Source organism: Pseudomonas sp. CC120222-01a (genome assembly GCF_003097235.1).
Taxonomy (GTDB): domain Bacteria; phylum Pseudomonadota; class Gammaproteobacteria; order Pseudomonadales; family Pseudomonadaceae; genus Aquipseudomonas.
The window spans coordinates 78,432-104,938 of the sequence record NZ_QEQQ01000003.1 but is presented as its reverse complement, the minus strand read 5'-3'; the positions used below and the strand labels follow the sequence as shown (position 1 = coordinate 104,938).

Below are 26,507 nucleotides of genomic sequence, written 5' to 3'. Positions count from 1 at the left end.
CGCAGGCCCGAGCGCCGCGTGCTGTGCTCTGCCGTGTCTGCAACTGGAGACAATAATGACAAGAACATACTCTGGCACGCTTTTCACATCACTTCTGGGGCTAACCATTCCTGCCGTTTCTCAAGCCGACTTCCTGAGCGACAGCAAGGCGACACTTGACGCCAGAAACTTCTATTTCAGCAGGGACTTCCGTAGCGACACCTCTGCCCAATCGAAGCGTGAAGAATGGGCTCAAGGCTTCATTCTTCGGGCTCAGAGCGGCTATACAGAAGGCGCTGTGGGGTTCGGTCTGGATGCTGTTGCCATGCTGGGTATCAGGCTCGACTCAAGTCCTGATCGCACGGGTACCGGCCTGCTGCCAAAACAGGGTGATGGACGCGCAGCCGATGATTTTTCGACCCTGGCCCCAACCGCCAAAGTGAAAATCTCGACTACCGAGTTCAAGGTTGGTGCCCTTATGCCCACCTTGCCGCTGCTGGCGGCTAATTATAGTCGACTCGTTCCCCAGGTCTTCAATGGTGCGCTGCTGTCATCAAGCGACATTGAAAACCTCACTGCATACGTTGGCCGCATCGAAAAAGTAAAAGCCCGCGACTCCTCGAACTTTGAAGACATGACCATTACGTCCATGTCGGGAGCGTTTTCTGGTTCTGCAAGCAGCGACGGCATGGACTACTTGGGACTCGATTACAAGCTCGGGTCAAGTCTCATCCTGAGCGCTCACCACTCCACTCTCGATGACATTTACCGCAAAGGTTACCTGGGGCTGCAGTACAGCCTGACGATCGGATCGGGGAAGGCATTTACAGAGATCCGCTATTTCGATGCTAGTGATGAAGGAAGATCAATCGCCGGAAATGTGGATAACAGAACACTAAGCACCAATCTGGGGTACAAGATCGGCTCTCACACGATCAGTGGCGGTTACCAGAAAAGCCATGGTGCTTCGGCATACCCATACCTTGCTGGAAGTGATACCTACTTGTTCAGCGAAATGCTGGTTAGCACGTTCGGCATGGAGAATGAGCGGGCCTGGCATGCCAGGTACGACCTCGATTTTGTCGCGTTTGGGATTCCTGGGCTCACGTTTACGGCCAGGTATGTCCGAGGGGACCAAGTCGATCCTGAACAAGTGTCCGGAAGGAAAGCGGCCAATTTGCGCAGGTCGAACGACGACGGCACTGAATGGGAGCGCTCGACGGACATCACCTACATTGTGCAGTCGGGGCCGCTCAAGGATTTCTCGATCCGCTGGCGCAATGCGACGTATCGTTCGACCTACACGGATAGCGCAGACGAGAATCGGCTGATTCTCAGCTACCTCTTCAAATTCTGAGGTAGGAGGACCTCGCATGAGCCTCTTCGGATGTAGATGTGTGAGCGAGGACGAGCGCGGAAATCGTCAAATTACTACGAAGATGGCCTCAGCAGCATTCCGGTTGGCCAAGAATCTTGAGGGCCTTCATAAGCCTCCCTGGCGCCCCGGATTCAACCCGCCACTTCGCCCCGCCTACTAACCCCGATAATCTTGACCGGTCTACGGCTGGCATCGCGGACAATTTTCGAGGACGACTTGACCCATCGTACCGATTTGTCAGGCTGGCGCACCGGATGCGCATACTCAAAAACCGAATTGGAATCTATGCCTGTGGCGTACATGCACTCGATGGTCGCAAGATCTGCTTCAGGGATGCTTTGCCGAAAATCGGCCATTGAGCTCAACTCTCTTCCGAAAATCATGGTCGTGCTCGAAGAGAAGATCAAATCATCAGCAACTAGATTCCATTCCCAAGCGACAATACCAGTGGCCTCCAATGCTGACCGCATTAACTCCTCGGAGCGCATTATTTCAGCAATATAGCTACGACGAAGATTAGTCACTGGGTGGTCAATGGGCTCAGCCGCTTGCGCACTCGAGAGGGCTTCATCACCGTAGCGTAACCATATCCAATTCACGTCCAGAAGCTTCGCGAGACTGCGCAGGTTTTCATAGCTTATTTCTCCACCCTTGGTCCACTTATGAACCGCAGTACGGGATAACCCTAGCGCGGCACTGACCGATTTGACGGTCAGCTTCCTATGCTCGAAAGTTTCCGTGAGGCGGAAACCAAAGCTGTCTTGTCGCAGAGCGACATCGATGTTTTCCAGTTTCACCGTTATCAGTCTCGAGGTGGATGCCGGGATTCGGTAAAGTGTACAGATCAGCTCCATGAAGGGCATGTTTTTTGAAGCAAAGGCCCGTTTGAGTCGCGGGCCTTCGCTTAAAGGTCTGCCTAATCATGCACCGCGCTGTCGCATCAACTGGCGACTGATAATATGACGTTGAATTTCCGAGGTGCCCTCCCAGATGCGCTCAACCCGGGCATCCCGATAAATTCGCTCTAGTGGTAAGTCAGCCATTAAGCCCATTCCCCCACACGTCTGAATTGCCTGATCTGCCACACGCCCCAACATTTCGGAGCACCACAGCTTGGCCATCGCACAATCTTCGGCTGATGTGGTTGGGTGCTGATCAACCCGCCACGCGGTATTCATCAGCAGGAGATCGCCAAGGCGAATGTCAACCGCCATATCGGCAAGTGGGAAGCTGACGCCCTGAAACTTGCCGATGGGCTGCCCAAATTGCTTACGTTGTGCCGCGTAGTCGACGGCGATCTCATAAGCGCGCTCAGCTCTGGCCTGGCACACCGCAGCCACCGTTAGCCTACCGGGCCCCAGCCATTCATTGACAACTTCGAAACCTTCCCCCTCCCCGCCCAGCATCTGCCAGTTTCCCACCCTGACGTTGTCGAAATGGAGGATGTCGTTGTAGTAACCACGATGCCCCATGTGTTCGTAGCCCGGCACCACCTGCAGCCCGGGCGTGTTCAGGTCGACTAAGAAACACGAGATCCGCTTGCGTACCCCCTGACTGGTTTGCTCCTCGCCGGTGGCGGCGAAAAGAATGACAAAGTCACTGATTCGGGCATTGGAAATAAAGTGCTTGGTGCCATTGATGAGCCAGTCTGAACCGTCACGCACGGCTCGGGTTTTCATGCCTTTGAGGTCGGACCCGGCATCAGGCTCGGTCATCGCAATGCATTCACGCTTCTCTCCCCGCATAACTGGCTCGAGAAAGTTGCTTCTCTGTTCGCCCTCGCAGGCCGCAAGAATGTTGTAAGGCCGTCGTACGCATTCTGCCAAAGCCAGGGAGGCCCGTGACAAGCCCCGTTCCACGAGGGTGAAGGATACACAATCGAGCCCTAGCCCTCCGACACTCTCAGGGAAATTGCAAGCATGCAGGCCCAGTGCCATTGCCTTATGACGGATCTCGAGTTCCAGTTCGCGTGGGAGTTCGTTGGTTCGTTCCAGTAGATGTTCGTGAGGAATCAGCTCTTTCTCGCAAAAATTTCTCACGGTATCGAAGAGCATTTGCTGCTCTTGGGTAAGCTTGAAATCCATCAGTCGGCCCCCTTGGATGTGTTTTCGCTTGAGGCCAATTTATCAATGGCCCCAAGATAGGGGCCTGACGCTAAAACACGTTTTAATGACTCCATCGGACGAAAATCATGAAGTCGATCACCTTGCTCGTTGGCGAGGGCTTTCCCTTGATGTCGTTGTCCCTGATCACTGAACCACTCCGAGTTGCCAATCGGGAAAGCCTCCGGCCCGTGTTTTGCTGGAGGATCGTGAGCAGCGATGGGCTGCCGCCCCGCAGCTCTTCCGGGCATTCGGTAGTGATCGATGGCGGACTGGATGAAGCGGTCACCGATGCCGTCATCGTGCTCGCCTCCTACGGGCCGGATCGTATGAGCACACCTACTGTGCTCAAGTGGCTCAGACGTCGTGCACGTACTGGTTGCATCATGGGGTGCGTCGATACAGGCGCACTGCTGCTTGCGGAGGCCGGATTGTTGGAGCGGCATCGGGCAGCGGTCCATCATGAAGCATTGGCAGGGTTTCAAGAACGGCGCCCTGAAAGCTTCTTTTCTGATCGTCTCTATGACTTCCAGGGCACTCGCTGCTCCAGTGCCGGCGGCGTGGTGACGATAGACATGGCGCTGGCCCTAATAGGACATTTCACAACTCAGAGACTATCCAAGCGAGTGGCGGAAGTTCTCAACTACAAACCTCTCCAATCTGCTCGGGCTGATGGCGCATTTGGCCGTGACTGGTCACTGCCCCGCATTGACCGCACGCTTGCACAGGCGGTTGAGATGATGCTCGCTAACATTGAAGCTCCTCTGGCAATCAGTGCTATCGCCGATCGCTTGGAACGGGACGACTGGCACCTACGGCGCCTGTTTCTGCGTCACCTGGGCACGTCGCCTCGGGCCTACTACCTAGAACTGAGGCTCGATCGAGCGCGCAGCCTTTTGAGAAATTCGCACGAGAGCGTTGGGAAAATTGCCCTGATGTGCGGATTCTCTGCCAGCGAAAGCCTCAGCCGTGCCTATAGAAAACATTTCGGTAGAGTGCCTACGCGCGATCGCTCGCTGTGAGCCATTGGAGCATCTGTAACTCCGGTAATCGCTGGCGGGGCCCAACCCGTTTAAGGTCAAGGCAGCTCCGGCGCCGTGTGACGTCCAAATACCAAACGCTCAATGTCCGTTTTGTTTTAGTTTTGGTCTGCTGAATCTTAGTGGGCCGTTCCCCTCCCCCATAGCATGAAGTCCAACCTGTCGGCGTACAGACGCTACATCTCGCTGAGCGGAATGTTCTGTAAGCGTACCGACACGAGCAGGTCAGCCAATTCTATGGACGCAAATTTGGGGATGCCGATGAGCGAGTCGAAACATAAATCTCTGTCCAGACTGTTACGGCCACAGACGATCGCCGTGATCGGCGGCACCGAAGCCGCCCGGGTCATCGAACAATGTCAGAAGGTTGGATTCAAAGGCGAGTTGTGGGCTGTTCATCCCAGTAAGACCGAGGTTAACGGTGTCTCATGTTTTCGCTCGGTAGCTGAACTCCCCGGCATACCTGACGCGGTATTCGTCGGGGTAAACCGCTTGCTCACTGCTCCGATCGTGGAAGAGCTCGCTCGAATTGGCGCCGGGGGGGCAGTCTGCTACGCCTCGGGATTTGCCGAAGCCGATGCGGAGGTGGGTGACGGCGCGTTGTTGCAGACGCATCTGCTGACGGCCGCGGGCGACATGCCGATCCTCGGCCCCAACTGTTATGGCTTTATCAACATCTTGGACGGCGCGCTGTTGTGGCCTGACCAGCATGGGCTGGCCAAGTGTGAGAAGGGGGTCGCGATTATCGCGCAATCCTCGAACATTACGATCAGCTTGACCATGCAACAGCGAGGTCTTCCGATCGCCTATGCACTTACCGTTGGCAACCAGGCGCAAATTGGCCTTTCGGACATTGCAAAGGCCGTTTTGCTGGACCCCCGCGTGACTGCGCTGGGGCTCCATATCGAAGGGTTTGACGACGTTGTCGACCTGGCAGAACTCGCCGCCCTTGCTCGGGAAATGAAAAAGCCGATCGTCGCGCTAAAAATGGGCAAGTCTGATGCAGCCCAACAAGCCACGCTGTCTCACACAGCCTCCCTTGCAGGGGACCATCAGGTGTCTGCCGCCCTCCTTCAACGTCTGGGTATTGCTCACGTAGATTCAATTCCAGAATTGCTGGAAAGCTTGAAGCTGCTTCATGTCTACGGTGCGCTTGAAACCAACTGGATTTCCTCGATGAGTTGCTCGGGAGGCGAGGCATCTCTGATTGCGGATTTGGCAGAATCACGCAACGTCGACTTTATTGCTCTGACGCTCGAACAACGGAATTCCCTGCGAGAAGTGCTGGGGGGGCTGGTCAAACTGAGTAACCCGTTGGATTACCATACCTTCGTGTGGAACAACTTCTCCAAGATGGCCGATACCTTCGAAGTCGTACTGTCCGGGAAATGTGCCCTGAACATCCTGATTTTGGACTTTCCACGCGCTGACGTCTGTAGTCCGGCTGACTGGCGTATCACTCTGGATGCAGTTATCGAGGCCAAGAAGAGAACGGGCGCACCCTTGGCCGTTGCCGCAACGATGGCGGAAAACATGCCAGAGGCAATAGCCCAGGAGTTGATATCTCTAGGGATCGTGCCATTTAGCGGGCTAGACGAGACGCTGGCCGCCATCGAGGCTGCACACATGATCGGAGTGGCCTGGCAGCACTCCAGCTTCAAAATTATCGGTAATCACCCAGATGCCTCACAGCCGTTTGCCCTCACGGAAGCCCAAGGCAAAAAAGTCTTGGAGCGCCTGCAAATTCGCATCCCTGCAGGTTGCCTCGTGTCGACAGAAGAACAAGCGCTGAACGTCGCGCAAGACATTGGCTATCCAGTCGTTCTGAAAGCCCAAGGCGTTGCTCACAAAACTGAAGCCGGAGCGGTGGCGATCAACATCAACTCCGCTGATGCACTCAAGATCGCTATTCGAAAAATGCGGATTGGCGATGGCAACTATCTGGTGGAGCAAATGATTACCGAGAGAAACCTCGAGATGATCATCGGCATCCACCGAGACCCAGTCGTCGGGCTGGTCCTGACCCTAGGTGCTGGCGGGGTTTTGGTCGAACTGCTTAGCGAATTCAAGCAACTGATCCTTCCGCTGGAGCGGGATGAGATCCGCAGGACCCTTCAATCAATGGCGGTCTATCGGCTGCTCAAAGGCTTCCGCGGGCAGTCGGCCTATGACGTTGAGAGCTTGATTGAAACCGTAAAACGCGTTGCCGACTACGCGGTGAAGCACTCGGCCCAGTTGGAGGAGTTCGAGATCAATCCGCTGCTGGTACTCGAGTCCGGAAAGGGTGTCGTCGCCGTCGACGCACTTATCAACACCAGGAGATCTTAACCATGTCCGACACTCCGATTCGTGTCCGCCGAGAGGGCGGGATTGTAGAAGTGATGATCAATCGTCCGAAGGCGAATGCCATAGACCTCGCTACCTCGAGGATCATGAGCAACATCTTCCGGGAGTTCAGAGACGATCCAACTGCGCGGGTAGCGATCATTACGGGTTCAGGCGAGAAATTCTTCTGCCCTGGCTGGGATCTGAAGGCGGCAGCAGATGGTGATGCAGTGGATGGGGATTACGGCGTTGGTGGCTTCGGCGGAATGCAAGAATTGCCAAGACTCAACAAGCCGATTATCTGCGCAGTGAACGGGATCTGCTGTGGTGGAGGGCTGGAAATCGCGATCTCTGCGGACATCATTCTGGCCGCAGAGCACGCGACATTCGCTTTACCCGAGATTCGCTCGGGGACCGTCGCCGATGCAGCCTCCATCAAGCTACCCAAGCGTATTCCCTACCATATTGCGATGGAAATGCTCTTGACTGGACGCTGGTTGACCGCTGCTGAAGCGAACCGCTGGGGGCTGGTCAATGAAGTAGTTCCCGCCGAGCGTCTCGCCGCTCGTGCATGGGAGGTAGCCAAACTTCTGGATAGTGGTCCAAGTTTGGTGTATGCGGCAATTAAAGAAGTGGTGCGCGAAGCCGAGGGGGCCAAGTTCCAGGATACCCTCAACAAAATTACCAAGCGCCAGCTAGAGACGGTAGATGTTCTCTACGGTAGCGAAGATCACCTTGAAGGCTCACGGGCCTTTGCTGAGAAACGCGATCCAGTATGGAAGGGTAAGTAAGCTCTTGAGGTAGGACTACGGACGGTCCTGCTTTTTGCATTTCTTCTCGAGTGCCGAGGGGCCGTCAATCTTTCATACAAGCGATAATCGGCCATCCAACAATGATGAATAGAGGATATGCGATGTCATTTACACCAGTTCGAGTCCTGGCAGCATGCTCCATCGTTATTGGTCTCTCTGCAAATAGCCATGCCGAAGAACATCAAAGCTGTAAATCATTGAGAGTGGGCGCCGTCACTTGGACAGACGTCATCGCAACCACTTCGCTGACTAAGGCGCTGCTCGAGCGGCTCGGGTACAAGGCGGACGTGACCAATGCCTCACAACAAATCATCTACGCGGGAATCCGAGACCAACGACTCGATTTTTTTCTTGGGTACTGGAACCCTCTTATGACCGCCAACATTACTCCGTTCATACAGGCGAATCATATCAAAGTCCTTGAGCAACCTAGTCTCAGTGATGCGCGAGCGACCTTGGCGGTACCCGATTACCTCTACGATAAGGGGCTGAAAACATTCGCCGATATTGCTCGCTTCAAAAGCGAGCTGAAGGGAAAAATCTACGGCATTGAACCTGGTGCTGGTGCTAACGCAATGATCAAGGCCATGATCACTAAAAATCAGTTCGGTTTAGGTGGTTTTCAATTGGTTGAGTCCAGCGAGAGCGGCATGCTTTCTGCCGTCACCCGAGCAGTTCGCCGGAATGAACCTATTGTGTTTTTCGGATGGGCTCCTCACCCAATGAACTTCAACTACAAGATGAAGTATTTAAGCGGAAGTGAGGGCGCAATGGGCAAGGACGAGGGTAAAGCGACCGTGTGGACAGTGGTCGACCCCGCATTTTCCGAGAAATGCCCGAATGTTACTCGGCTTTTGGACAATCTGCGCTTCACCGCCGATGATGAAAGTCGCATGATGGAGCCGCTACTCGCTCATGAGGACCCTGCCAAAGCAGCGAATCGTTGGCTGGATTCCCACCCAGAGGACGTTGAACGCTGGCTCGAAGGAGTCAATCGAGCAGACGGCTCCCCAGTAAACTGAAGCCTACGTGAAAGCCTTTTCATCGCCCTACGTGGCGCCCTCTCCACGTAGGGTATATTTACTTCAACCGTGTTTCTATCCTAGCTGGGCGGCAGCTTGTGAGAATAGGTTGCTCAAATGGCAAAGCATATCGTTCTGTTGCTGATCCCAGGATTTTCACTCATCGATTTCGCGTCCATCATCGAGCCTTTGCGCTCAGCGAATCGCCAGGGAGGCGACCTTTACAGCTGGACGCTGATTAGTCTGGACGGAAGGCCAGTCAAAGCCTGCAACGATATTGAACTAGCTGTCGATCGCGGTCTTTATCAACTCGCACGCAATGACCTTTTATTTCTCGTGGCGGCTTACGAACCGTTGATGAACTATGACCTGAAGCTAAAGCAGTGGCTGGTCAAGCAAGATCAGGCTGGGGTTGTATTCGGTATGATCGACACGGCGGCATTTATTGTTGCTGAAGCAGGAATGATGAAAGGGCACCAGGTGGCACTGCACTGGGAGGCGGCTGAAACCTACCGGGAACGCTACCCCTCCCTCAGCGTCAGTGACAAAATTTACGCCATGGACGAAAAGCGTATCTCTGCTTCTGGCAGCACTGCGGCAATGGATCTGATGCTTGAAGTGATTCACGCTAATCAGGGTCCTGGACTGGTCAGATGGGTGGCCGAGCAGTTCATGATCAGCCGGATCAGATCCAACGATGTCGTCCAGAAAGCGCACACGAATCCCGCTTACTCAATAGGTAATCCTAAGCTGAGACGCGCCATAGAAAAAATGACGTCGAACCTCGAATCGCCATTATCGTTAGCGTGCATAGCCGCCCAGGTAGGACTCACTACCCGCCATTTGGCCAGACTTTTTGCTGAATGTCTGGACGACAATCCAACCAGTTTCTACATGAAATTACGCCTGGACAAAGCTCGCCAACTGTTGCAACAGAGCGGTAAAAGCGTGACCGAAGTCGGCGTGCTGTGCGGCTTCGAATCTGCCTCTTACTTTGCCAAGTGCTATAAGACGCGCTATGGATGCATGCCTAGAACGGATCGCAAGGCGAGCACCGGAGTGGGCCAGCGTTAAGCTTGAGCTACCCAAGTCATAGTGGTTCCCCCATGAGACTGAACCCGTCCATTGCTTCCCGGTAGTAGTTTATTGCAAGTACTGCAACGACGGGCTCCCAGGTCTGTTAATGCATGAAGCTCAGCTCCTATGTCGTTGACGGGTGGGCTATCGACGTACATCTGATCACCCTGTAGGCTACTGCTAATTGAATGCTAATAGGTTAACCCGGGCTGTGGATCAATTTCATCTCATGCAGGTCTTCGTCGCAGTCGGTGAACAAGGCAGCTTTGCAGCAGCGGCAAGATCGCTAGACATCTCCCCGGCTGCTGTAACGCGAGCAGTGGCAGCCCTCGAAAGTGATTTAGGCGTACAACTGGTGGAGCGAACTACGCGTCAGTTACGCCTCACTGCTGCGGGATACTTCCACCTCGATAATTGCCGACCAATCTTAGAATGTCTTCGACAAGCGAACGAAGCAATTGTAGGTTTTAACTCTGAGCTCACGGGGGATCTATCGATCACCGCACCCACGATACTCGGGAAAAGTCTTCTAATGCCTTTTATCCTGAATTTCATGGAGAAAAATCCTAAAATCAATGTGTCAGCATTCTTCAAGGATCAGTTGGTCAATCTAATGGATGAGGGCATAGATGTAGCAGTACGTATCGGACGACTGCCCGATTCTGGATTGAAAGCATTGCGCGTTGGGTCTGTTAGAAAGGTGCTTTGTGCATCGCCATCATACCTTTCTGTACATGGAACCCCAGAGTATCCAGGTGACCTTCATAGGCATGCAGTAATTGCCTCAAGCAATGCATCACCCCGGGCCCTCTGGAGATTCGAGTCTGCTGACTTGCGCTTGAAACCTCGCTTCACAGCTACCAGCAATGACGTGGCAGCGATTGCGGCCGAGGCAGGATTCGGCATAGCTCAATTTCATTATTATCAAGTCCTTGATCAAGTCACTAGCGGACGCCTGCAGGTGCTGCTTGCTAACTTTGAAGAAGAGCCTAAACCCATTCACATTGTACATCGCGAGACACATCTGGGGTCGACCAAGGTGAGATCTTTCATTGATACGCTGGCGGATTACATGAGGAATCACCCAGGCATCAGTTAATGCTGTATCGGCACCCTTCGTTTTGCGAAATACTGAATTCCCTCGGTGTCTATTGTCTCATTTGCGCACCTTACGAGACGCTGTCTACACCTGTTGAGTAATCAACTCAACTAGCGATAGAAAAGGTGCGGACAGCATGACGAGATTTCAGAGCAAAGTTGCGTTGGTCACCGGTGGGCGCAGCGGAATTGGTCGAGCGATTGCCAAAAGACTTCGCGAGGAAGGTGCTCGAGTGATCACCGCCCAGCGAGGCCAGGACACCGAGTTCGAGTGCATTGGCGTGGACTTCAATGAGCCTGAGGCAGCAGATGATGCAATCGCCACAGTAATGCAACTGGCGGGACGTCTTGATGTTCTGGTCAACAACGCAGGAATGATGCAGGAGCAGTTGGCGGAGGAAATGTCCTTGGTGGATTGGACACGCAACCTGACCGTCAACCTGACAACCCCGTTTGCGCTGATCAAAGCATCATTGCCGCACCTACGCCAAACTCAGGGCCGGATCGTCAATATCGGTTCGACTGAAGGACTTGGGTCAAACCCGAAGCATGCGGCGTACTGCGCTTCGAAAGCGGGGCTGCATGGCCTGACTCGGGCCATTGCGATCGACCATAGCCACGAGGGCATCCGCTGCAATGCGGTTGCGCCCGGTTGGATTGACACCGATCTAAACATCGACTTCATCGAAAGCATGCCTGACCCCAAAGCGTTCAAGCAGGGCCTTGGAAAAATCCATCCTGTGGGCCGGACAGGTACTCCCGAAGAGGTTGCCAATCTCGTGGCTTGGCTCGCCTCTGAGGAGTCCGGCTTCGTCACGGGTCAGGTGTGGACAGTGGATGGCGGCAGGATGGCAAAACTCAGCCTACCGGGCTGAGGCCTTTGAGTTTCCGCAAATCCTGGTAGCTGCAGCCACCCGGCAACAAAGATAAAAAGGGATCGACCCATGATAATTTCCAGTGCCCCCCAAAAGCTAATTGGTTCCGCTTTCACTGCGGTCCTAGCTCTGGTTTCGATGGCTACTACAGCATCTGGCTCTACCGATAAGCCTGGCGATGGAGTGAAGATTACGCCCATTTTCTCATCGATTGCCGAGGAGCGGTTTCGGGGTGAAATCGCCATGGAAGGACTTCGGCAGCTTGGGTACAAAGTCCAGGAACCCAAGGAAACTGAATACTCAGTCATGATGGTGGCACTGGCGAACGGCGATGCTGATTTTTCAGTCCACCTGTGGGAGAGACTGCATGACAGCTTTTATCGGCAAGCTGGTGGCGACAGGGATATGCTCAAGGGCGGCGTGGTGATGCCTGACGTCAAGCAAGGCTACCAAATCGATAAAAAGACCGCTGATGCTTACCACATCCAATCCATCACAGATCTGCAACGACCTGAAATAGCCAAACTCTTCGACAGTGATGGCGACGGAAAGGCCGACCTGACCGGCTGCAACCCTGGCTGGGGCTGCGAGTTGATCATTGATCACCACATGAAGTCATATGCCTTGAGCAGTACGGTGCACGTAAATCAGGGCTCGTACTTTGCATTAATGGCAGACACCCTGGCACGCTACAACGACGGCAAACCAGTATTATTCTTCACGTGGGTTCCTCAGTGGCTATCCAGCGTCCTGGTGGCAGACAAGGATGTGGTCTGGCTCGATCTGCCCCCTGCTGAAAATCAGGCCGCAGATGACAAGTCGAATCACCCAGAGGATAAGATTGAATCGGTACTGAACCGAGAATTTGCTCAGAGAAACCCCGCTGCCTTGAAGTTTTTATCCGAGATGCAAATCAGTGCTGCAGATGAAAGTGCTCAGAATTTCAAAATGCATGAGGGGGAACGCAAGGAAAAGGACATCACTCGACATGCCATGGAATGGATTAGCGCTCATCAGGACGAATTCAACAAGTGGCTGAACGACTCCAGAGCCGCAGCCAGCGTGAGCAGCCTTTGAGTTTTTTACCCAGGGTCAGGGCATCTCGGCCAGACCTTGGGTAATCTGAAACCTAATGATCGTGCCTGGCCAACCAGTACCCGCAGAGCACGGGTAGCAACGCAGCATCGTCCACACCGAAGTCGCGAGCAAGTGCCCACGGATGATAGGGTTTCGCTAGCAGCGAGAGCCCCATCATCACAACATACCAGTGCTTTTGCTCCAACCCCGCTCCGCGACTACAGCAGAGTCCAGCCCCGGAAGAAGCAGCTACAGGCAAGCGTCTTTCGAGTCGAAATGCGCTGGCGGTTGGCAATAAAAGCAATGGCGCCCATGGAGTGGTCGCCTCGGGTGTGCAGAAGCCAATGGCCCGGTCACCTCGAGGTCTAGGCCTGTCGGTTGAGCAAATGAATACGGCGCCCGAAGGCGCCGTTGCGGAGAGGTAGATTAGCCTACCGATTTCAACTGGGGACGCCCCTCCAGACGCTCCAGCATGGTCGCGCAGTACCAGTCGTCAAACTGGCAAACACCGTTTTCAGCGTTTTCGGAGAAAGGCCCTGGCTCGTAGGCAGGTGAAGATACACCCGCAAAGGTACCTTCAACCAAGCGACGATCCTGGTCGTTGGTCGCCAACCAAACCTTGGTGAGGCGATCCAGATCGTAGTCGACACCCTCGACGGCAGACTCCGGCACCAGCCATTTGGTGGTCACCAGGGTTTCGCCCGGGCCGATCGGCAGAACGCGGAAGCTCAACGCGTGGTCGCCGAGGAAGTGGTTCCAGGTCGACGGGTAGTTGAAGTACAGCAGTGCGCCGATGTCCGGCTCACCACTCTTGTCCAGTCGACCCGCCACTGCAGGCTTGCCGTCCATCGTGTAGCTGACCGCGCCGGCGGAAAGCGGGATGCGCGTCATACGGAAGCGCCCCATCGGATCCATGTTCAGTCGGCTTGGCATGCCAGCAGCCTCGCAGCGATCCCAGTGAGCCACGAGCTCCGGATCGTCATCACCGCCGACGCCTGCGACCGACAGGTTCTCAACAAAGGAGTTGAGCAGCTCAGGGTGGGTGCCGTCGCAGTGGTAGCACTCTCGGTTATTTTCGAACACCAGCTTCCAGTTGCCCTTCTCGATGAGATTCGACTCGAAGGCGACCTTGCAGTTTTCCAGGAAGTGCGGCGCGATGAACGGAGTGACGGCGGCGCGGAAGCTGGAGAAGTCAGGCGCCCTCTCGGCGACGCAAACATAGATGTAGGTATGTACCACCTCGACATGAACGGTCTTCAGCCCATAGTTCGAGCGATCGAAGTCGGCCCCCATGTTTCCTGCATAGATCAGGTTGCCGTCCAGCTCGAACGTCCACTTGTGGTACGGGCAGACCAGCTTGGCCACTTTGCCGCTCGCATGCTCGCAGACCTTGGCGCCACGATGGCGGCAGGCGTTATGGAAGGCTCGAACCTCTCCATCCTTGCCGCGCACTACAGCTACTGGATAGTCGCCAATTTGCAAGGTGAAATACTGACCCGTCTTTGGAATTTCGAAGGTGTGCCCAGCGAAAACCCAGTCTTTATGCCAGATATGTTCAAGATCCTGGCGATAAACCTCAGGATCGAAATAAAGCTCACGTGGCAACACATGGCGAGGCTTGCGTTGCTTGATCAGGCTAATGACGGATTCGTTGCTGTTCATTATTATCCTCCATGCACCTTATGCCATAGCCCTTGGTGCAAATGACTGAAACATTGTTCTTGTTTATAGCCAGATAGGAGCTCAGCCACTAAGTATAGCGCTCCACGATACAGGCATCAGTTGGTCGTCGATTTCCCAAAGGGTAAGTCAACGCCTAATCGCCGCTCAAGCGACATTTTTACAGCTGAATCCATAATGACAGGTTATGCGTTTCGGCCCTGTACCTTCCACCAGGAAAATTTCGACATCACCCAATCTCTCACGCGAGCGCACGCATCCTCGTTCTCATTATTTTCCTTGCAGGCCAAGTAATGAAGACTATTTCTTAGTGTTACTTGCTCGCGAACAGGTTTAACCAACTGCCCCGTGTCTACCATATGCCCGACGAGCTGATTCCACCCCAGGGCAACACCTTGACTTGAAAGTACCATATTGATGATCAGGTTGTAGTCATTGGCCTGAAAGATCGGCGGACTGTCCAATGATCGCTCATCTATATCGATGTTTTGAAACGCGAGCCATACACTCCAATCAACATGTTCCGCCACGCCGGAGCGACCATAAGGGCTCAAATCGAGAAGCGCAGCATTGCGTAACTCCACCAGAGACTCGACAACTGGGTTTCGTCTCAGGTACTCAGGCGAGCACACAGGGTATATAACATCATGGCAAAGCGGATAAACCTTGTACCCCTCCCCCACACTCGCAAATTTTGAAATCACGATATCAGGTTCGACGCCGGGCTCTTTGGCTTGGAAATTCTGGGTGGTGATCAAGTTCAGCTTAATATCAGGATTCTTGAGGCGGAACTCTTGAATGTGGTTAGACAGCCACAAAGCAGAGAACGCAGGTGAGCAGGAGACGGTAAGCACTTGCTTATCAGTGGGGGCGTTTCGAATCCGCTCAGCCGCTTGAGCGATATTTACAAATGAGATCTGCGAGGCGTCGAAGAAGACCAAGCCAGCAGTGGTGAGCTCAACAGCACGACCCGCACGGAGAAACAAAGGAGCGTTCAGGTACTCTTCCAGTTCACGGATCTGACGACTGATTGCTGCCTGAGAAACGCACAAAGCCTCTGCGGCACGGGTGAAGCTCTGGTATTTGGCGGCGGCGACGAATGCCTTGACTGCCCTCAGAGACGGCATTTTTAGCAACAAGGTGTCTGGATCAACGTGCCTCTGCGACATACTTTGTACTGCTCCCCTACCACTTCATACACGACTTCCCCCCGATATTACGCTGCACAATAACGCTGTCATCGGCACAAAAATTACCTTACGCATAACTTTAAGTTATGCGAAAAACCTCATAAATCTCGCTGGACAACGCCACGCATTCGACCGTATGTTAAAAATAGGTTTCACAGGGCTCGTGTATACCTCGTAATAATTTCGACCCATTACCTGAGCTGACTTTACCGCCATGAATAACTCCCTTGAAAATCTCACTCGACACCCTCCTCCATCATTAAATATTGCAGTGGTGGTGCTTGATGGATTTGATTTCGCCTCTTTAAGCTCGATACTTGAAGCCATCTCTTCAGCCAAGCGAAATATTGGCAGCGAGAAAATTTCTGTTTCCACTATTGGCATTCACTCGCCCCTGGCAAGCAGCCTGGGAATTAAGATAGTACCGAATTTAGCGCTTACGGACGTGCAACTGAGTGAGTTTCACGTGACCATTCTGATCGGCGGCTCAGCAGCCAAATTGACAACTCATTCCGAACTCTCGCTACAACTCATTGATGCTGATAAGTCAGGCAGGCTCATGGGTGGAGTTTGGAACGGGGCATATCACCTGGCGGCAGCAGGCCTTACAGCTGGTTATGAATGTCTAATTACTGGAGATGGTCGGTTTGCTATCGAACCAACACTTGAGAAACGCAAGCGTCATTGTGCCTGGCACTTCGATGAGCGAAGGATGACGAGTGGCGATTCCCACAGTACTACATGCATGATGAACGCGATGATTGTGCACTATTTCCAGGCGTGTAACGATGCCCTGCAGAGCATTCAAGACGCTGGGCCACAGGACATGAATGAGGGGTTATCCTTCCCTGAGGCGTGCTAAAGCTGGCACAACCTAACGGCATGATCCGGCCAAGTACCCGCGAATCGACGTTGACGGCTACCGATAACCCGACGTTATCCAAAAAAGCTCAGAAATGTCGTTGGACCGGGGTCATAAGCCGGTCATATTCTAGCGCTCAACCTGATGATTCAAACGCTTTCATCAATAAAGCGCAGTTATTCAATTAGTTAGTCAAGCATTGGGCTTGGGCTGCTGGGTGCCCCAATGAATACAATTACAAGAGAATTTAGCCGCACGTTCGCTGACCGCAATTTGGGTTTCATCACCCAAGAGCGCACCGAGCGCAAAACGTCCAGAGTCGGCTTCCTACTGCTGGAAAACTTCTCGTTACCGTGCTTTACCCAAGCACTGGATGTACTTGTCACTGCGAACCTGATCTCGCCAGGCGCCGTTAGGGTTCACACCTTCAGCTATAACCACGCCGAGGTGATGAGCGATCTGGGCATCCCCATCAGGCCTGACACTCCGCTGACCGACATCCGCCTGTCCGACCTCGATCTCATGGTGATCTGCGGCGGGTTGCGAGCGGCCAGGACGGTACCGAATTGGTTATCGGGACTTCTCAAGAAAATTGCCAAACTCCCAATAGCTTTAGGCGGACTGTGGAACGGCGCCTGGTACCTGGGTGCTGCCGGTCTGCTCGACGGTTATCGCTGCGCCATCCACGCTGAGCAACGCACTGCATTAGCCGAACGTGCTCCCTATGCCAACGTTTCCCACGATCCATTGGTATTCGATAGGAATCGGATGACATCGGCTACGCCGAACGGCGCCTTTGACATGATGATTCGCTGGCTGAGCCATGGCGCAAGCCCACAGCTTGCAGATGCAGTGTTGGACACCTTGGATTCTGACCAGAGCAAGCATCGCAGTTTCCAAAAGCCGCAGCAGCCCAAGGTGAGCAAGGCGCTGCGGGAAGTTATTGCGCTGATGGAGGCCAACCTTGAAGAGCCGCTTTGCCCGGAGCAACTGGCCCAGGTCGTAGGTCTTTCAATTCGGCAGATTCAAAGGCTGTTCAAGGATCAGTTGAACACTACGCCTCAGAAATACTATTTCCAGCTCAGAATCACCGAAGCACGCCGGCTGATACAAAACTCGAACGCCTCGATCTTCGACGTCTCCATTGCTTGTGGCTTCGTCTCTTGCACGCATTTCAGCAGGTCATACAGCGCGTTCTTCGGGCACCCGCCCTCGAAAGAGGTTCGCTATGAAATCTGAAGCTCGCGAGGTTGCACACGATGATCGCAAGGCCTATTTCATCGACGAACTGTGCCGTCGCGTGCTGAGCATGAATCTGGCACCTGGCGCAGCGCTCGATGAACTCAAACTGGTGAAAGAGTACGGCCTGTCACGTCCGCCTATTCGCGAAGCTCTGCGTAAGATCGCAGCAGAGGGATACATCGTACTGGAGGCCAACCGGGCTCCTCGAGTCACCCATCTGTGCCACGACGCCGCCCGCAGTTTCTTCCATGCGGCGCCGATGGTGTACGACGCCACCATGCAACTCGCCGCTAAAAACGCTACACGTGAAGCTGTAAACGTCTTGCGTGAAATACAGAGCCGCTACCGCGAAAACCTGCAAGGCGATCCGGATGAGCTTCTGTATCTGGTCAATTCGCTTTACATCGAAATGGGCAAAATAGCGAATAACAGCTTTCTGCTTCCAAGCCTGCGACGATTACTGATTGATCACGCTCGCCTGGAAAAAACCTGGCATCTGCGTTCGACGCCGGATGATTCCCAGCGAATGAGGCGAATCACCTGCATGTTGCATGATCAGATAGTGGACGCTATCGAAGAACACAACCCAAAGCGAGTTAGCCATTTAGTTCAGAGATGGATGAAAGTGGCACGCCGAACGGGCTACAACGCGACCATCAGGATAAGAAGAACTTCAGCTGTAAGCCTTGGTTGATTTCAGACTGCTGACATTTCGCTGTATATCCGTTTACGCACACCATCTCAGGACACCACAACAAATGACAAAAATCACTTCCTTGCCGGCTGATGACGCTACCTGCGGATGGTATCACTTGAGCAAAGGACGAAAAGTCCAGCCGCCCCACTTGGGAAACACTAGCGCCCGGTGGGCTATCGTCGGTGCCGGTTTTACGGGCGTCGCAGTTGCTCGGCAACTGGCCTTGAACTTCCCTAACGATCACATCGCCCTTATTGAAGCCCAAGAAGTTGGCTTGGGCTCCTCAGGGCGAAATGCCGGATTCGCCATCGATCTGCCGCACGATATTGGTGCAGACGATTATATCGGCGATATAGGTATCGCCAAAACCACCATGAAACTCAACCTGTTCGGCCAAAACTCGCTCAAGGAGTTGGTCGACCAATTCAACATCGACTGCCAGATGAAGCATTGCGGCAAGTACCAGGCAGCCGTCGAACCCCGGGGCATTGCCGTTCTGGATGCGTATCGAAATGGTCTGGACAAGCTCGGGCAACCTTACGCTGTCATTGACGCAGACGAACTCCCCGAACACATCGGCACTCGTTTCTACCGCAAGGCGCTGTTTACACCAGGCACCTCTTTGATCCAGCCGTCTGCCTTGGTCAAGGGCCTGGCAGACTCACTTCCTGCCAACGTCACCCTATACGAAAACACGCCTATTACGGATGTCGAATACGGAGACAAGGTTGTCCTTAGCCACCGGAATGGCTCGATCACCGCGAACAGCCTAGTGCTCAGCAACAACGCCTTTGGCATGCATTTCGGCTTCTTGAAGGGTCGGATGTTGCCCGTTTTCACCTATGGTAGCCTCACCCGCCCAATGAGCGAAGATGAGCAAAACGCCTTAGGCGGCAAGCCATTTTGGGGCACGATTCCTGCCGATCCGTTCGGTACCACCGTTAGACGTACACCGGACAACCGTCTGTTGATTCGCAATAGCTTCAGTTTCAATCCTGATGGAAAAAGCAACAACAAATATGCCGCACGGTTCGTAAAACAGCACCGTGAATCGTTCGAGCGTCGATTCCCAATGCTTCCCAATATGAATTTTGAATACACCTGGGGCGGTGCGCTTGCGCTATCCCGCAATCATGAAGGCTACTTCGGAAAGTTGGCATCAAACGTGTATGGTGTATTGTGCTGCAATGGTCTCGGTGTAACACGCGGAACCGCCACTGGAAAACTGATGGCCGATTGGCTGGCAGGCCAGGAAAACGAACTCATCGACTTTTTGTTGAAATCACCAGGCCCTTGTGCAAACCCACCTCAACCACTGCTCTCCATGGGCGTTAATCTCAACCTCAAGTGGGGGCAATATAAAGCTGGCATTGAAGCTTAAGCTATGACCTAAGGACAGGATAAGTTACAGAACAAAAATAATTAGACCATCGCTCACTGAATTTTTGAGATGGTTCCCGACCCCATTTGCTACCACGCGGTGTCGCGCTGCCAAAATTCAAAAATCCTATATGAGGAGACAAAAATGACAAGTCCTAATATTTCAGTAGAAGATGTACCCCTTAGTAAGTTCCATAGACTTCTCACCCTCCGCTCAGGTGGGGGCTCTTTCGTGGACGGTTATGTCCTTAGCATTATTGGTGTGGCTCTGGCGCACATTACGTCATCGCTGTCTCTGGACAGCTTCTGGGAAGGCATGATCGCCGCATCAGCCTTGATTGGCATCTTTTTCGGTGGGTTCCTTGGCGGCTGGCTGACTGATCGGCTTGGCCGCAAGCGCTTGTTCTTTGTGGGCCCCACCCTTTTTATTCTCGCCTCTGTCGCTCAGTTCTGGGCTGATACAGCTGAAGCGATTTTTGTTCTACGACTGATCATCGGCATCGCAGTAGGCATTGAGTACCCGGTAGCCACCTCGCTGCTTGTGGAGTTCATGCCCAAGAAATATCGCGGCCCACGCTTGGCGATGCTGACAATCCTCTGGTTCGCAGGTGCTGCGGCAGCCTACATCGTTGGTGAACTGGTGCTGCGCACTGGTGGTGATGACGCCTGGCGCTGGGTGTTAGCTAGCTCGGCCACCATTGGTCTTGCATTGTTCATCGTGCGTATCGGCACCCCTGAGTCCCCTCGATGGCTGATGAGCAAAGGCCGTGATGCCGAAGCCGAGCAGGTCATCAAGCGGGTGTACGGGAATGACTTCTCTCTGGACAACCTTCCAGAAGAGAGCCCCAACTACAAGATCAACGTGTGGAGCCTGATCTATTCCGGCTACGCCAAGCGCATGCTGTTCATCATCGTCTTCTGGACCTGCTGCATCATCCCGCTGTTCGCCGTGTACGCCTTTGCGCCGAAGGTACTGGCCGCCCTTAACGTGAGCGGTGACAGTGCCTCAATCGGCTCGGTGGCGATCACCCTGTTCTTTGTCGCAGGTTGCATGATCGCGACCCGGCTGATCAACGTGATCGGTCGTCGCAACCTGCTGCTCTACAGCTTCACGGTATCCGGCCTGGCGCTGCTGTGCCTTGGGGCATCAAACAACAGCGCGGGCGTCTGGGTCTTGCTGTTCTTCGCCATCTACGCCCTGTTCATCGGTGGCGCCCAAGTGCTCACCCTGGTCTATCCGAACGAAATCTTCCCGACGGAAATCCGTGCCTTTGCGGTCGGCATTGGCACCTCGATCTCGCGCATCGGCGCAGCCGTCGGCACCTACCTCGTACCCATCTCGCTAAACACCCTCGGCATCACGCAGACAATGTACGTGGCCGCCGGCATCACCTTCTTTGGCCTGCTTCTCTCGTGGATGCTGGCCCCGGAAACACGCTCGCTGAATCTTCAGCAGGCGGCATCGCTTGGCTAATGGAATCGATGCCTGGCGGTGAAGCCAGGCGTTGAGTGTTTTGTGGTGATAACAATCGGAGCGGCATCATGAAGTTCGAAGGCATCTACACCCCGGCAATTACCCCTCTGGCCGAGAACGGCTCGATCGACAAGGCGGCGTTCGCCGAAGTGCTCGAATACCTCGTCGAGTCGAAGATCCACGGCGTCATCATCGGCGGCTCCACCGGCGAATACTACGCCCACACCACCCAGGAGCGCATCGAACTGGCCGCCCAGGCCAAGGACGTGCTCAATGGCCGCCTGCCACTGATCGTCGGCACCGGTGGCATTCGCACCGAAGACGCCGTGGCCTTCGCCCAGCACGCCAAGGAAATCAAGGCTGACGCGCTGCTGGTCGGCACCCCGCCTTACGCGCTGCCGACCCAGCAGGAAATCGCCCTGCACGTCAAAGCCGTGGACGCTGCTGCCGGCCTGCCGATCATGCTCTACAACTACCCAGGCCGCATGAGCGTGAGCATGGGCGAAGAGTTCTTCGACGCCGTGGCCGACGTGAAGAACATCGTCGCCATCAAGGAAAGCTCCGGTGACATGGCCCAGTTGCACCGCCTGGCCATCAAGCGCCCGAACATCCAGCTGTCGTGCGGCTGGGACGACCAGGCCCTGGAATTCTTCGCCTGGGGCGCCAAGAGCTGGGTCTGCGCCGGCTCCAACTTCATCCCGCGCGAGCACGTGGCCCTGTACGAGGCCTGCGTGATCGAGAAGGACTTTGACAAGGGCCGCAAGATCATGGCCGCGATGATGCCGCTGATGGACTTCCTCGAAGGTGGCAAGTTCGTCCAGGCCATCAAGAATGGCGTCGCCCTCAATGGCCTGAGCACCGGTGGCGTGCGCAAGCCGCTGTACGACCTGGACGCTGCCGAGAAGCAAGAGCTGCAGCGTGTGGTTACCGAATTGAAGGCCACCATCGCCCAGATCAAATAAGGAGGCTGGAAAAATGGCTGAATTGCTGAGCAAGGAACAATACGCGGCCATCGCCGCCGACCTGCAACTGCGCACGAAGGCGTTCATCGACGGTGAATTCCGCGATGCCATTTCGGGCCGCACCTTCGTCACCACCAACCCGGCCACCGGCAAGCAGTTGGCTGAGGTCGCCGCCTGCGACGTCAACGACGTCAACGTTGCGGTGGCTGCGGCCAAGCGTGTGTTCGAAGAGGGCACCTGGTCGAAGATGCAGCCGAACGACCGCAAGCACGTGCTGCAGAAGTTCGCCCAGTTGCTCGAAGACAACGCCCACGAGCTGGCGGTGCTGGAAGCGCTGGACAGCGGCAAGCCGGTCAGCGAGTGCCAGACCGTCGACGTGCCGGAAACCATCCACACCATCCGCTGGCACGCCGAGCTGATCGACAAGATCTACGACGCCACCGCTCCGACCGGCAACGCGGCCGTGACCATGGTGGTGCGTGAAGCCATTGGCGTGGTCGGCCTGGTGCTGCCATGGAACTTCCCGCTGCTGATGCTGGCCTGGAAGATCGCCCCGTCGCTGGCCGCCGGTTGCTCGATCGTGGTCAAGCCGGCCAAGGAAACCACCCTCAGCGCCCTGCGTGTGGCCGAGCTGGCCCATGAGGCTGGCATCCCGGCCGGTGTGTTCAACCTGGTGCCTGGCGGTGGCCGTGAAGTGGGTGAGGCCATCGGCCGCCACATGGACATCCCGATGGTCAGCTTCACCGGCTCCACCGACACCGGCCGCCTGTTCCTGAAATACGCTGCCGAGTCCAACCTCAAGCGCATCGTCCTGGAGCTGGGTGGCAAGAACCCGGCCGTGGTCATGAACGACTGTGAAGACCTGGACGAAGTGGCCCAGTTCGTCACCGCCGGTGCGTTCTGGAACATGGGCGAGAACTGCTCGGCGTCCTCGCGCCTGATCGTGCACAAGGACGTCAAGGACGAGTTGCTGGGCCTGATCGCCAAGCACCTGAAGGACTGGAAACTGGGCGACCCGCTGGACCCGGACAACCGCCTGGGCGCGATGGTCAGCAAGTCGCACTTTGAAAAGGTCAAGTCGTACCTGGTATACGCTGCCGAGCAGAAACTCAGCATCGTTCAGGGCGGCGAAACCGAAGAAGGCGTGTTCGTGCAGCCGACCATCGTCGACAACGTTGGCCGCGACAACAAACTGTTCGTCGAGGAAATCTTTGGCCCGGTGCTGAGCGTGACCAGCTTCGAGACCATCGATGAGGCGATTGAGCTGGCCAACGACACCGTCTACGGCCTGGCTGCCTCGGCCTACACCGGCAGCCTGCGCAATGCGCTGCGCCTGTCGCGTGAAATCCGCGCGGGCGTGGTGACGGTCAACTGCTTCGGTGAGGGTGATGTGACCACGCCGTTCGGTGGCTACAAGGAGTCTGGCTTTGGTGGGCGCGACAAGTCCATCTGGGCCCATGACCAGTACACGGAGCTGAAGACCATCTGGATCAACGCTTCGTGACCTGAGCAAGACCGGTGCTGTTCTGACGGAGCTCAGCACCATTCAGCCACCGCCCGAAACGGCGGTGGCATTCTCAATAATTAGAAGTGCTGCAGCTACTCGTCGACTCACAATAAGTAAACGGAGCGCTGAAACGCCCCCCAAATGACAACCCCTTTCGATTAGCTCAATTGCTTTTGCTCAAAGAGTTTCGCCGAAGCAGTTCAACCAGCCGCCTGGCCCTGTTGGCGCCCACGTCCACGTGAATATCAACGCCTGCAGGAGAATCGAACCTCACCAGATTTTTATATTGCGCCTCGATGACGACTCTGTCCTCCTCGAACGTCAATTCCGTTTGCTCAATGACTTTGGCGAGGACTTGCTCTTCATTACTGGCAGGATTTGTAGCCATTGTCCAAAAATAGTGGCTGGTAGTCTCGCTTTCAGGAGTAATTCCATGAAATCCGCGCATATGGAATCCATCTCTATCAGGATCGCTGAGCGAGGCAGTTCCTGCAGCGACGGCACCTGTCCAGATCAACAGATGAGAAACATGAAACTCAATTTCCTGCCAGCGATCAACCTTGCCTGTAAATGGATACGCTGCTACGTAAGTTGGCGGCGGATCAGAGTCGGGCAGATGGCGAACGACCCGCACTACCTCTCCATCACTATGCACTTGCATCTTCGCATTCATATGGATATGCGCATTTCCACCAATCGTTTGAAGATGCACATATCCTAGATGACTGAGATCAAGCAGGTTGTCGTGAATAAGTTGATACGGGGCATCATAGTGAACGACATCCCCCCTGAACAGATATCGATCATCATCATGAATAGCATATTCGGGTGGTTCGTGCGTGGGCTCAGCGCACTTCTCCTCCCCGAACCACATCCAAATGATTTGATTTACCTCGCGGACATGAAATGTACTGACTCGCGCCTTTTCAGGGATCTTGTTCTGACCCGGGATTTCGACACACACGCCACTGCCATCAAAAAGGAGACCATGATAGCCACAGCGTAATCCATGCGCTTCCAATGTGCCATGCGACAACGGCAGCGACCGATGGCAACACCGGTCTTCCAATGCAGAAACGTGACCGTTGTCCAAGCGAAAGAGTACAACGCTGTGTCCCAGCAATACGCGCGCCAACGGTTTATTCTTTAATTCCCAAGAAAACCCGGCAACATACCAACGATTCAAGGGAAACGTGGGAATCTGTTGTACAGCAATATCGTTTATGGCGACCATCAGAATCTCCAGCACCTGGCACGCTTTTCGTGCTCAATCTACTTAGGCGGGGATTAGCGAATTAACGAAGGTCGCCCCCAGCCTTTTTCGACTGAAGGCGACTCTAGCTGTCTCTATCGTTTAACGGATCCCTTCGCCAGCCATAGCGTCAGCTGTGAAGACCGAATCTTTATATGGGGGCATGATCCGATACTGTTCGTTTTTGCCTGCATATATATCGCTGGCAAACCATGCACCTGAGAGCATGTCGTAGAAGCCGCTGCTGAGCGTAACAACCGCCGGGATGTCGGGCATTACAACAGGAATACCCCAGAGCACTTTGGCCAGTTGCCCACGTGCATCGTAACGTTCAGCGAGCACGCCCGCCCATGTATCTTCATCCAGATAATACGTGCTTTTCGGCATGACGTGACGCTGTCCACTCTTAAGCGTCGCCTCCACAACCCAAACGCGGTGTAGCTCCCAGCGCACGGCATCTGACTTCAGATGGTGCGCATCAAACAGGGCATCTGCATTAGAAGCCGTAAGCAGTCGATTAGAGTTGTACGGTATATACATCTCTTTCTTGCCAACCAGCTTCCAGTCGAAACGGTCAATACGCCCAGTGAACACCGTAATTTCGTCAAAACTCATGATGCCGGCGGTGGCAGGGGTTGGGGTATCACAGCATGCATTCGGGAGGCGGCGAACCCGGCGCTGACCAGGGAGGTAAGTCCATGCTGCACCCTTGGTGGCGTCAAGGTTTTCAAGCCCCGTAATACCTTCACCGGCACGCAGTGGCGGGCCGTCATTGATCATGCGAATGGCCCAAAAGACCCCTTTGCTTCCCCCATCTCCAGGCAGGTACCAAGGCATCTGAAAATCGGCTCGAGCATCACTGGTAAGGACGCGTTTACCGTCAGCCGTTGTTTGGTACTGAGAAATTGCTGACCGCCACGACGCCCCACGCCAGCGGAGCAAGTGGTTCCACATCGCTTCTGCGCCATCCTTTGGGACAGGGAACGGGATGCCACCAGCGGCGCCCTGGGGCATCAGACCTGCTGCACCATCCACGAGCTTGCCAGTAGTAGCATTCGCGAAAGTGGCGTCATATACCGACTGAGGTGCCGCAGCCGTGCGATGGGTCGGGAACACATCAAGGCGATAGCTATCGGGATATTTCTTTAGCATGGCCTGCACGCCAGGCGTGAGCTTGTCGGCGTATTGACTCATGTTTTGCGCAGTGATCGTGAACAGCGGCTTTTCGGACGCAAACGGGTCACCGCGTTTCCCACCCTCTTTGTAGTTGGGATCAGCCTTGGTGTAGCCACCGCTCCAAGCTGGAATACTCCCATCTGCGTTCCCTGCACGTTCAGCACCCATCGGCGTCAAAGTGCTTTTAAGCTTTGCTGCTTCGTCAGCAGTGACAGCAGCGTAAGTGCCATGGGCGAAAATCAGCGAGGCACTCAAGGCAGTGAGCAGCGAAACTATTTTGTTATTGTGTTTCATCAGATG

Annotated in this window: 22 protein-coding genes; 16 read left to right on the top strand and 6 right to left on the bottom strand. The window is 54.7% G+C overall.

The features are described from left to right. The first annotated feature begins 55 nt into the window (after positions 1-55). Positions 56-1,336, top strand: coding sequence for an OprD family porin (locus N430_RS05945; RefSeq protein ID WP_110634348.1), 1,281 nt, complete (start codon positions 56-58; stop codon positions 1,334-1,336). Positions 1,337-1,488: 152 nt separating this feature from the next. Here N430_RS05945 and N430_RS05940 read toward each other — a convergent pair whose 3' ends face one another. Further along, positions 1,489-2,154: a helix-turn-helix domain-containing protein gene (locus N430_RS05940; RefSeq protein ID WP_158288783.1), complete on the bottom strand. Its 666-nt coding sequence runs from the start codon at positions 2,152-2,154 to the stop codon at positions 1,489-1,491. 123 nt (positions 2,155-2,277) lie between these two features. After that, positions 2,278-3,441, bottom strand: coding sequence for an acyl-CoA dehydrogenase family protein (locus tag N430_RS05935; protein WP_110634355.1), 1,164 nt, complete (start codon positions 3,439-3,441; stop codon positions 2,278-2,280). Positions 3,442-3,548: 107 nt separating this feature from the next. Here N430_RS05935 and N430_RS05930 point away from each other — a divergent pair, with 107 nt between their 5' ends. The 8 genes from N430_RS05930 to proX all read left to right on the top strand — a co-directional run bounded on the left by N430_RS05930 (position 3,549) and on the right by proX (position 12,785). After that, the gene (locus N430_RS05930) at positions 3,549-4,481 is read left to right on the top strand and encodes a GlxA family transcriptional regulator (RefSeq protein ID WP_110634358.1); all 933 of its coding nucleotides are present in this window, start codon (positions 3,549-3,551) and stop codon (positions 4,479-4,481) included. Positions 4,482-4,760: 279 nt separating this feature from the next. Further along, complete coding sequence (locus N430_RS05925; RefSeq protein ID WP_110634660.1) at positions 4,761-6,827, top strand: acetate--CoA ligase family protein; 2,067 nt, start codon at positions 4,761-4,763, stop codon at positions 6,825-6,827. A gap of 2 nt (positions 6,828-6,829) precedes the next feature. Next, positions 6,830-7,615 carry a carnitinyl-CoA dehydratase gene (locus N430_RS05920; protein ID WP_110634361.1) on the top strand — a complete coding sequence of 262 codons (786 nt, stop codon included), beginning with the start codon at positions 6,830-6,832 and terminating at the stop codon, positions 7,613-7,615. Positions 7,616-7,737: 122 nt separating this feature from the next. Then, entirely contained in the window at positions 7,738-8,658 is a 921-nt protein-coding gene (gene choX / locus N430_RS05915) for a choline ABC transporter substrate-binding protein (RefSeq protein WP_110634364.1), read from the top strand. A gap of 117 nt (positions 8,659-8,775) precedes the next feature. Beyond that, entirely contained in the window at positions 8,776-9,732 is a 957-nt protein-coding gene (locus tag N430_RS05910; RefSeq protein ID WP_110634367.1) for a GlxA family transcriptional regulator, read from the top strand. 214 nt (positions 9,733-9,946) lie between these two features. Next, positions 9,947-10,834, top strand: coding sequence for a LysR family transcriptional regulator (locus tag N430_RS05905; RefSeq protein WP_110634370.1), 888 nt, complete (start codon positions 9,947-9,949; stop codon positions 10,832-10,834). Between the two features lie 136 nt (positions 10,835-10,970). Next, a complete protein-coding gene (locus tag N430_RS05900; protein ID WP_110634373.1) occupies positions 10,971-11,708 on the top strand; it encodes an SDR family NAD(P)-dependent oxidoreductase in 738 nt (245 codons plus the stop codon). Positions 11,709-11,777: 69 nt separating this feature from the next. Then, positions 11,778-12,785, top strand: a complete 1,008-nt coding sequence (proX, locus tag N430_RS05895) for a glycine betaine/L-proline ABC transporter substrate-binding protein ProX (protein WP_110634375.1) — start codon at positions 11,778-11,780, stop codon at positions 12,783-12,785. A 426-nt stretch (positions 12,786-13,211) separates the two neighbouring features. Here the strand turns inward: proX and N430_RS05890 are convergent, their stop codons facing one another. Together N430_RS05890 and N430_RS05885 are read right to left on the bottom strand one after the other, a co-directional pair. Next, positions 13,212-14,447, bottom strand: a complete 1,236-nt coding sequence (locus tag N430_RS05890) for an aromatic ring-hydroxylating dioxygenase subunit alpha (RefSeq protein ID WP_110634378.1) — start codon at positions 14,445-14,447, stop codon at positions 13,212-13,214. A 203-nt stretch (positions 14,448-14,650) separates the two neighbouring features. Continuing rightward, positions 14,651-15,634 (bottom strand): LysR family transcriptional regulator, encoded by a 984-nt coding sequence (locus N430_RS05885; RefSeq protein WP_110634381.1) that lies wholly within the window; start codon positions 15,632-15,634, stop codon positions 14,651-14,653. 235 nt (positions 15,635-15,869) lie between these two features. Here N430_RS05885 and N430_RS05880 point away from each other — a divergent pair, with 235 nt between their 5' ends. From N430_RS05880 to N430_RS05850, 7 genes are all read left to right on the top strand, one after another. Next, positions 15,870-16,517, top strand: a complete 648-nt coding sequence (locus N430_RS05880) for a DJ-1/PfpI family protein (protein ID WP_110634384.1) — start codon at positions 15,870-15,872, stop codon at positions 16,515-16,517. 225 nt (positions 16,518-16,742) lie between these two features. Then, on the top strand, positions 16,743-17,756 hold the full coding sequence (locus tag N430_RS05875; RefSeq protein WP_110634387.1) for a GlxA family transcriptional regulator: 1,014 nt from the start codon (positions 16,743-16,745) through the stop codon (positions 17,754-17,756). Further along, positions 17,746-18,453: a GntR family transcriptional regulator gene (locus N430_RS05870; protein WP_110634390.1), complete on the top strand. Its 708-nt coding sequence runs from the start codon at positions 17,746-17,748 to the stop codon at positions 18,451-18,453. The genes N430_RS05875 and N430_RS05870 overlap by 11 nt, the downstream gene beginning before the upstream one ends. Before the next feature lie 64 nt (positions 18,454-18,517). After that, a complete protein-coding gene (locus tag N430_RS05865; protein ID WP_110634393.1) occupies positions 18,518-19,837 on the top strand; it encodes an FAD-binding oxidoreductase in 1,320 nt (439 codons plus the stop codon). Between the two features lie 144 nt (positions 19,838-19,981). Then, positions 19,982-21,310 carry an MFS transporter gene (locus N430_RS05860; RefSeq protein ID WP_110634396.1) on the top strand — a complete coding sequence of 443 codons (1,329 nt, stop codon included), beginning with the start codon at positions 19,982-19,984 and terminating at the stop codon, positions 21,308-21,310. 68 nt (positions 21,311-21,378) lie between these two features. After that, positions 21,379-22,272, top strand: coding sequence for a dihydrodipicolinate synthase family protein (locus tag N430_RS05855; RefSeq protein WP_110634398.1), 894 nt, complete (start codon positions 21,379-21,381; stop codon positions 22,270-22,272). Between the two features lie 13 nt (positions 22,273-22,285). Next, the gene (locus tag N430_RS05850; protein WP_110634402.1) at positions 22,286-23,776 is read left to right on the top strand and encodes an aldehyde dehydrogenase; all 1,491 of its coding nucleotides are present in this window, start codon (positions 22,286-22,288) and stop codon (positions 23,774-23,776) included. A 166-nt stretch (positions 23,777-23,942) separates the two neighbouring features. Here the strand turns inward: N430_RS05850 and N430_RS05845 are convergent, their stop codons facing one another. Beyond that, complete coding sequence (locus N430_RS05845) at positions 23,943-25,013, bottom strand: aromatic ring-hydroxylating dioxygenase subunit alpha (protein WP_110634405.1); 1,071 nt, start codon at positions 25,011-25,013, stop codon at positions 23,943-23,945. A gap of 120 nt (positions 25,014-25,133) precedes the next feature. Further along, complete coding sequence (locus N430_RS05840; RefSeq protein ID WP_110634408.1) at positions 25,134-26,501, bottom strand: DUF1329 domain-containing protein; 1,368 nt, start codon at positions 26,499-26,501, stop codon at positions 25,134-25,136. Between the last annotated feature and the right edge of the window lie 6 nt (positions 26,502-26,507).

What these genes read in the sequence shown, in the direction of transcription:
- N430_RS05945 (WP_110634348.1), top strand. Translation starts at nt 56, where the DNA reads ATGACAAGAACATACTCTGGCACGCTTTTCACATCACTTCTGGGGCTA.
- N430_RS05935 (WP_110634355.1), bottom strand. Translation starts at nt 3,441, where the DNA reads ATGGATTTCAAGCTTACCCAAGAGCAGCAAATGCTCTTCGATACCGTG.
- N430_RS05930 (WP_110634358.1), top strand. Translation starts at nt 3,549, where the DNA reads ATGAAGTCGATCACCTTGCTCGTTGGCGAGGGCTTTCCCTTGATGTCG.
- N430_RS05925 (WP_110634660.1), top strand. Translation starts at nt 4,761, where the DNA reads ATGAGCGAGTCGAAACATAAATCTCTGTCCAGACTGTTACGGCCACAG.
- N430_RS05920 (WP_110634361.1), top strand. Translation starts at nt 6,830, where the DNA reads ATGTCCGACACTCCGATTCGTGTCCGCCGAGAGGGCGGGATTGTAGAA.
- choX (WP_110634364.1), top strand. Translation starts at nt 7,738, where the DNA reads ATGTCATTTACACCAGTTCGAGTCCTGGCAGCATGCTCCATCGTTATT.
- N430_RS05910 (WP_110634367.1), top strand. Translation starts at nt 8,776, where the DNA reads ATGGCAAAGCATATCGTTCTGTTGCTGATCCCAGGATTTTCACTCATC.
- N430_RS05900 (WP_110634373.1), top strand. Translation starts at nt 10,971, where the DNA reads ATGACGAGATTTCAGAGCAAAGTTGCGTTGGTCACCGGTGGGCGCAGC.
- proX (WP_110634375.1), top strand. Translation starts at nt 11,778, where the DNA reads ATGATAATTTCCAGTGCCCCCCAAAAGCTAATTGGTTCCGCTTTCACT.
- N430_RS05890 (WP_110634378.1), bottom strand. Translation starts at nt 14,447, where the DNA reads ATGAACAGCAACGAATCCGTCATTAGCCTGATCAAGCAACGCAAGCCT.
- N430_RS05885 (WP_110634381.1), bottom strand. Translation starts at nt 15,634, where the DNA reads ATGTCGCAGAGGCACGTTGATCCAGACACCTTGTTGCTAAAAATGCCG.
- N430_RS05880 (WP_110634384.1), top strand. Translation starts at nt 15,870, where the DNA reads ATGAATAACTCCCTTGAAAATCTCACTCGACACCCTCCTCCATCATTA.
- N430_RS05875 (WP_110634387.1), top strand. Translation starts at nt 16,743, where the DNA reads ATGAATACAATTACAAGAGAATTTAGCCGCACGTTCGCTGACCGCAAT.
- N430_RS05870 (WP_110634390.1), top strand. Translation starts at nt 17,746, where the DNA reads ATGAAATCTGAAGCTCGCGAGGTTGCACACGATGATCGCAAGGCCTAT.
- N430_RS05865 (WP_110634393.1), top strand. Translation starts at nt 18,518, where the DNA reads ATGACAAAAATCACTTCCTTGCCGGCTGATGACGCTACCTGCGGATGG.
- N430_RS05860 (WP_110634396.1), top strand. Translation starts at nt 19,982, where the DNA reads ATGACAAGTCCTAATATTTCAGTAGAAGATGTACCCCTTAGTAAGTTC.
- N430_RS05855 (WP_110634398.1), top strand. Translation starts at nt 21,379, where the DNA reads ATGAAGTTCGAAGGCATCTACACCCCGGCAATTACCCCTCTGGCCGAG.
- N430_RS05850 (WP_110634402.1), top strand. Translation starts at nt 22,286, where the DNA reads ATGGCTGAATTGCTGAGCAAGGAACAATACGCGGCCATCGCCGCCGAC.
- N430_RS05845 (WP_110634405.1), bottom strand. Translation starts at nt 25,013, where the DNA reads ATGGTCGCCATAAACGATATTGCTGTACAACAGATTCCCACGTTTCCC.
- N430_RS05840 (WP_110634408.1), bottom strand. Translation starts at nt 26,501, where the DNA reads ATGAAACACAATAACAAAATAGTTTCGCTGCTCACTGCCTTGAGTGCC.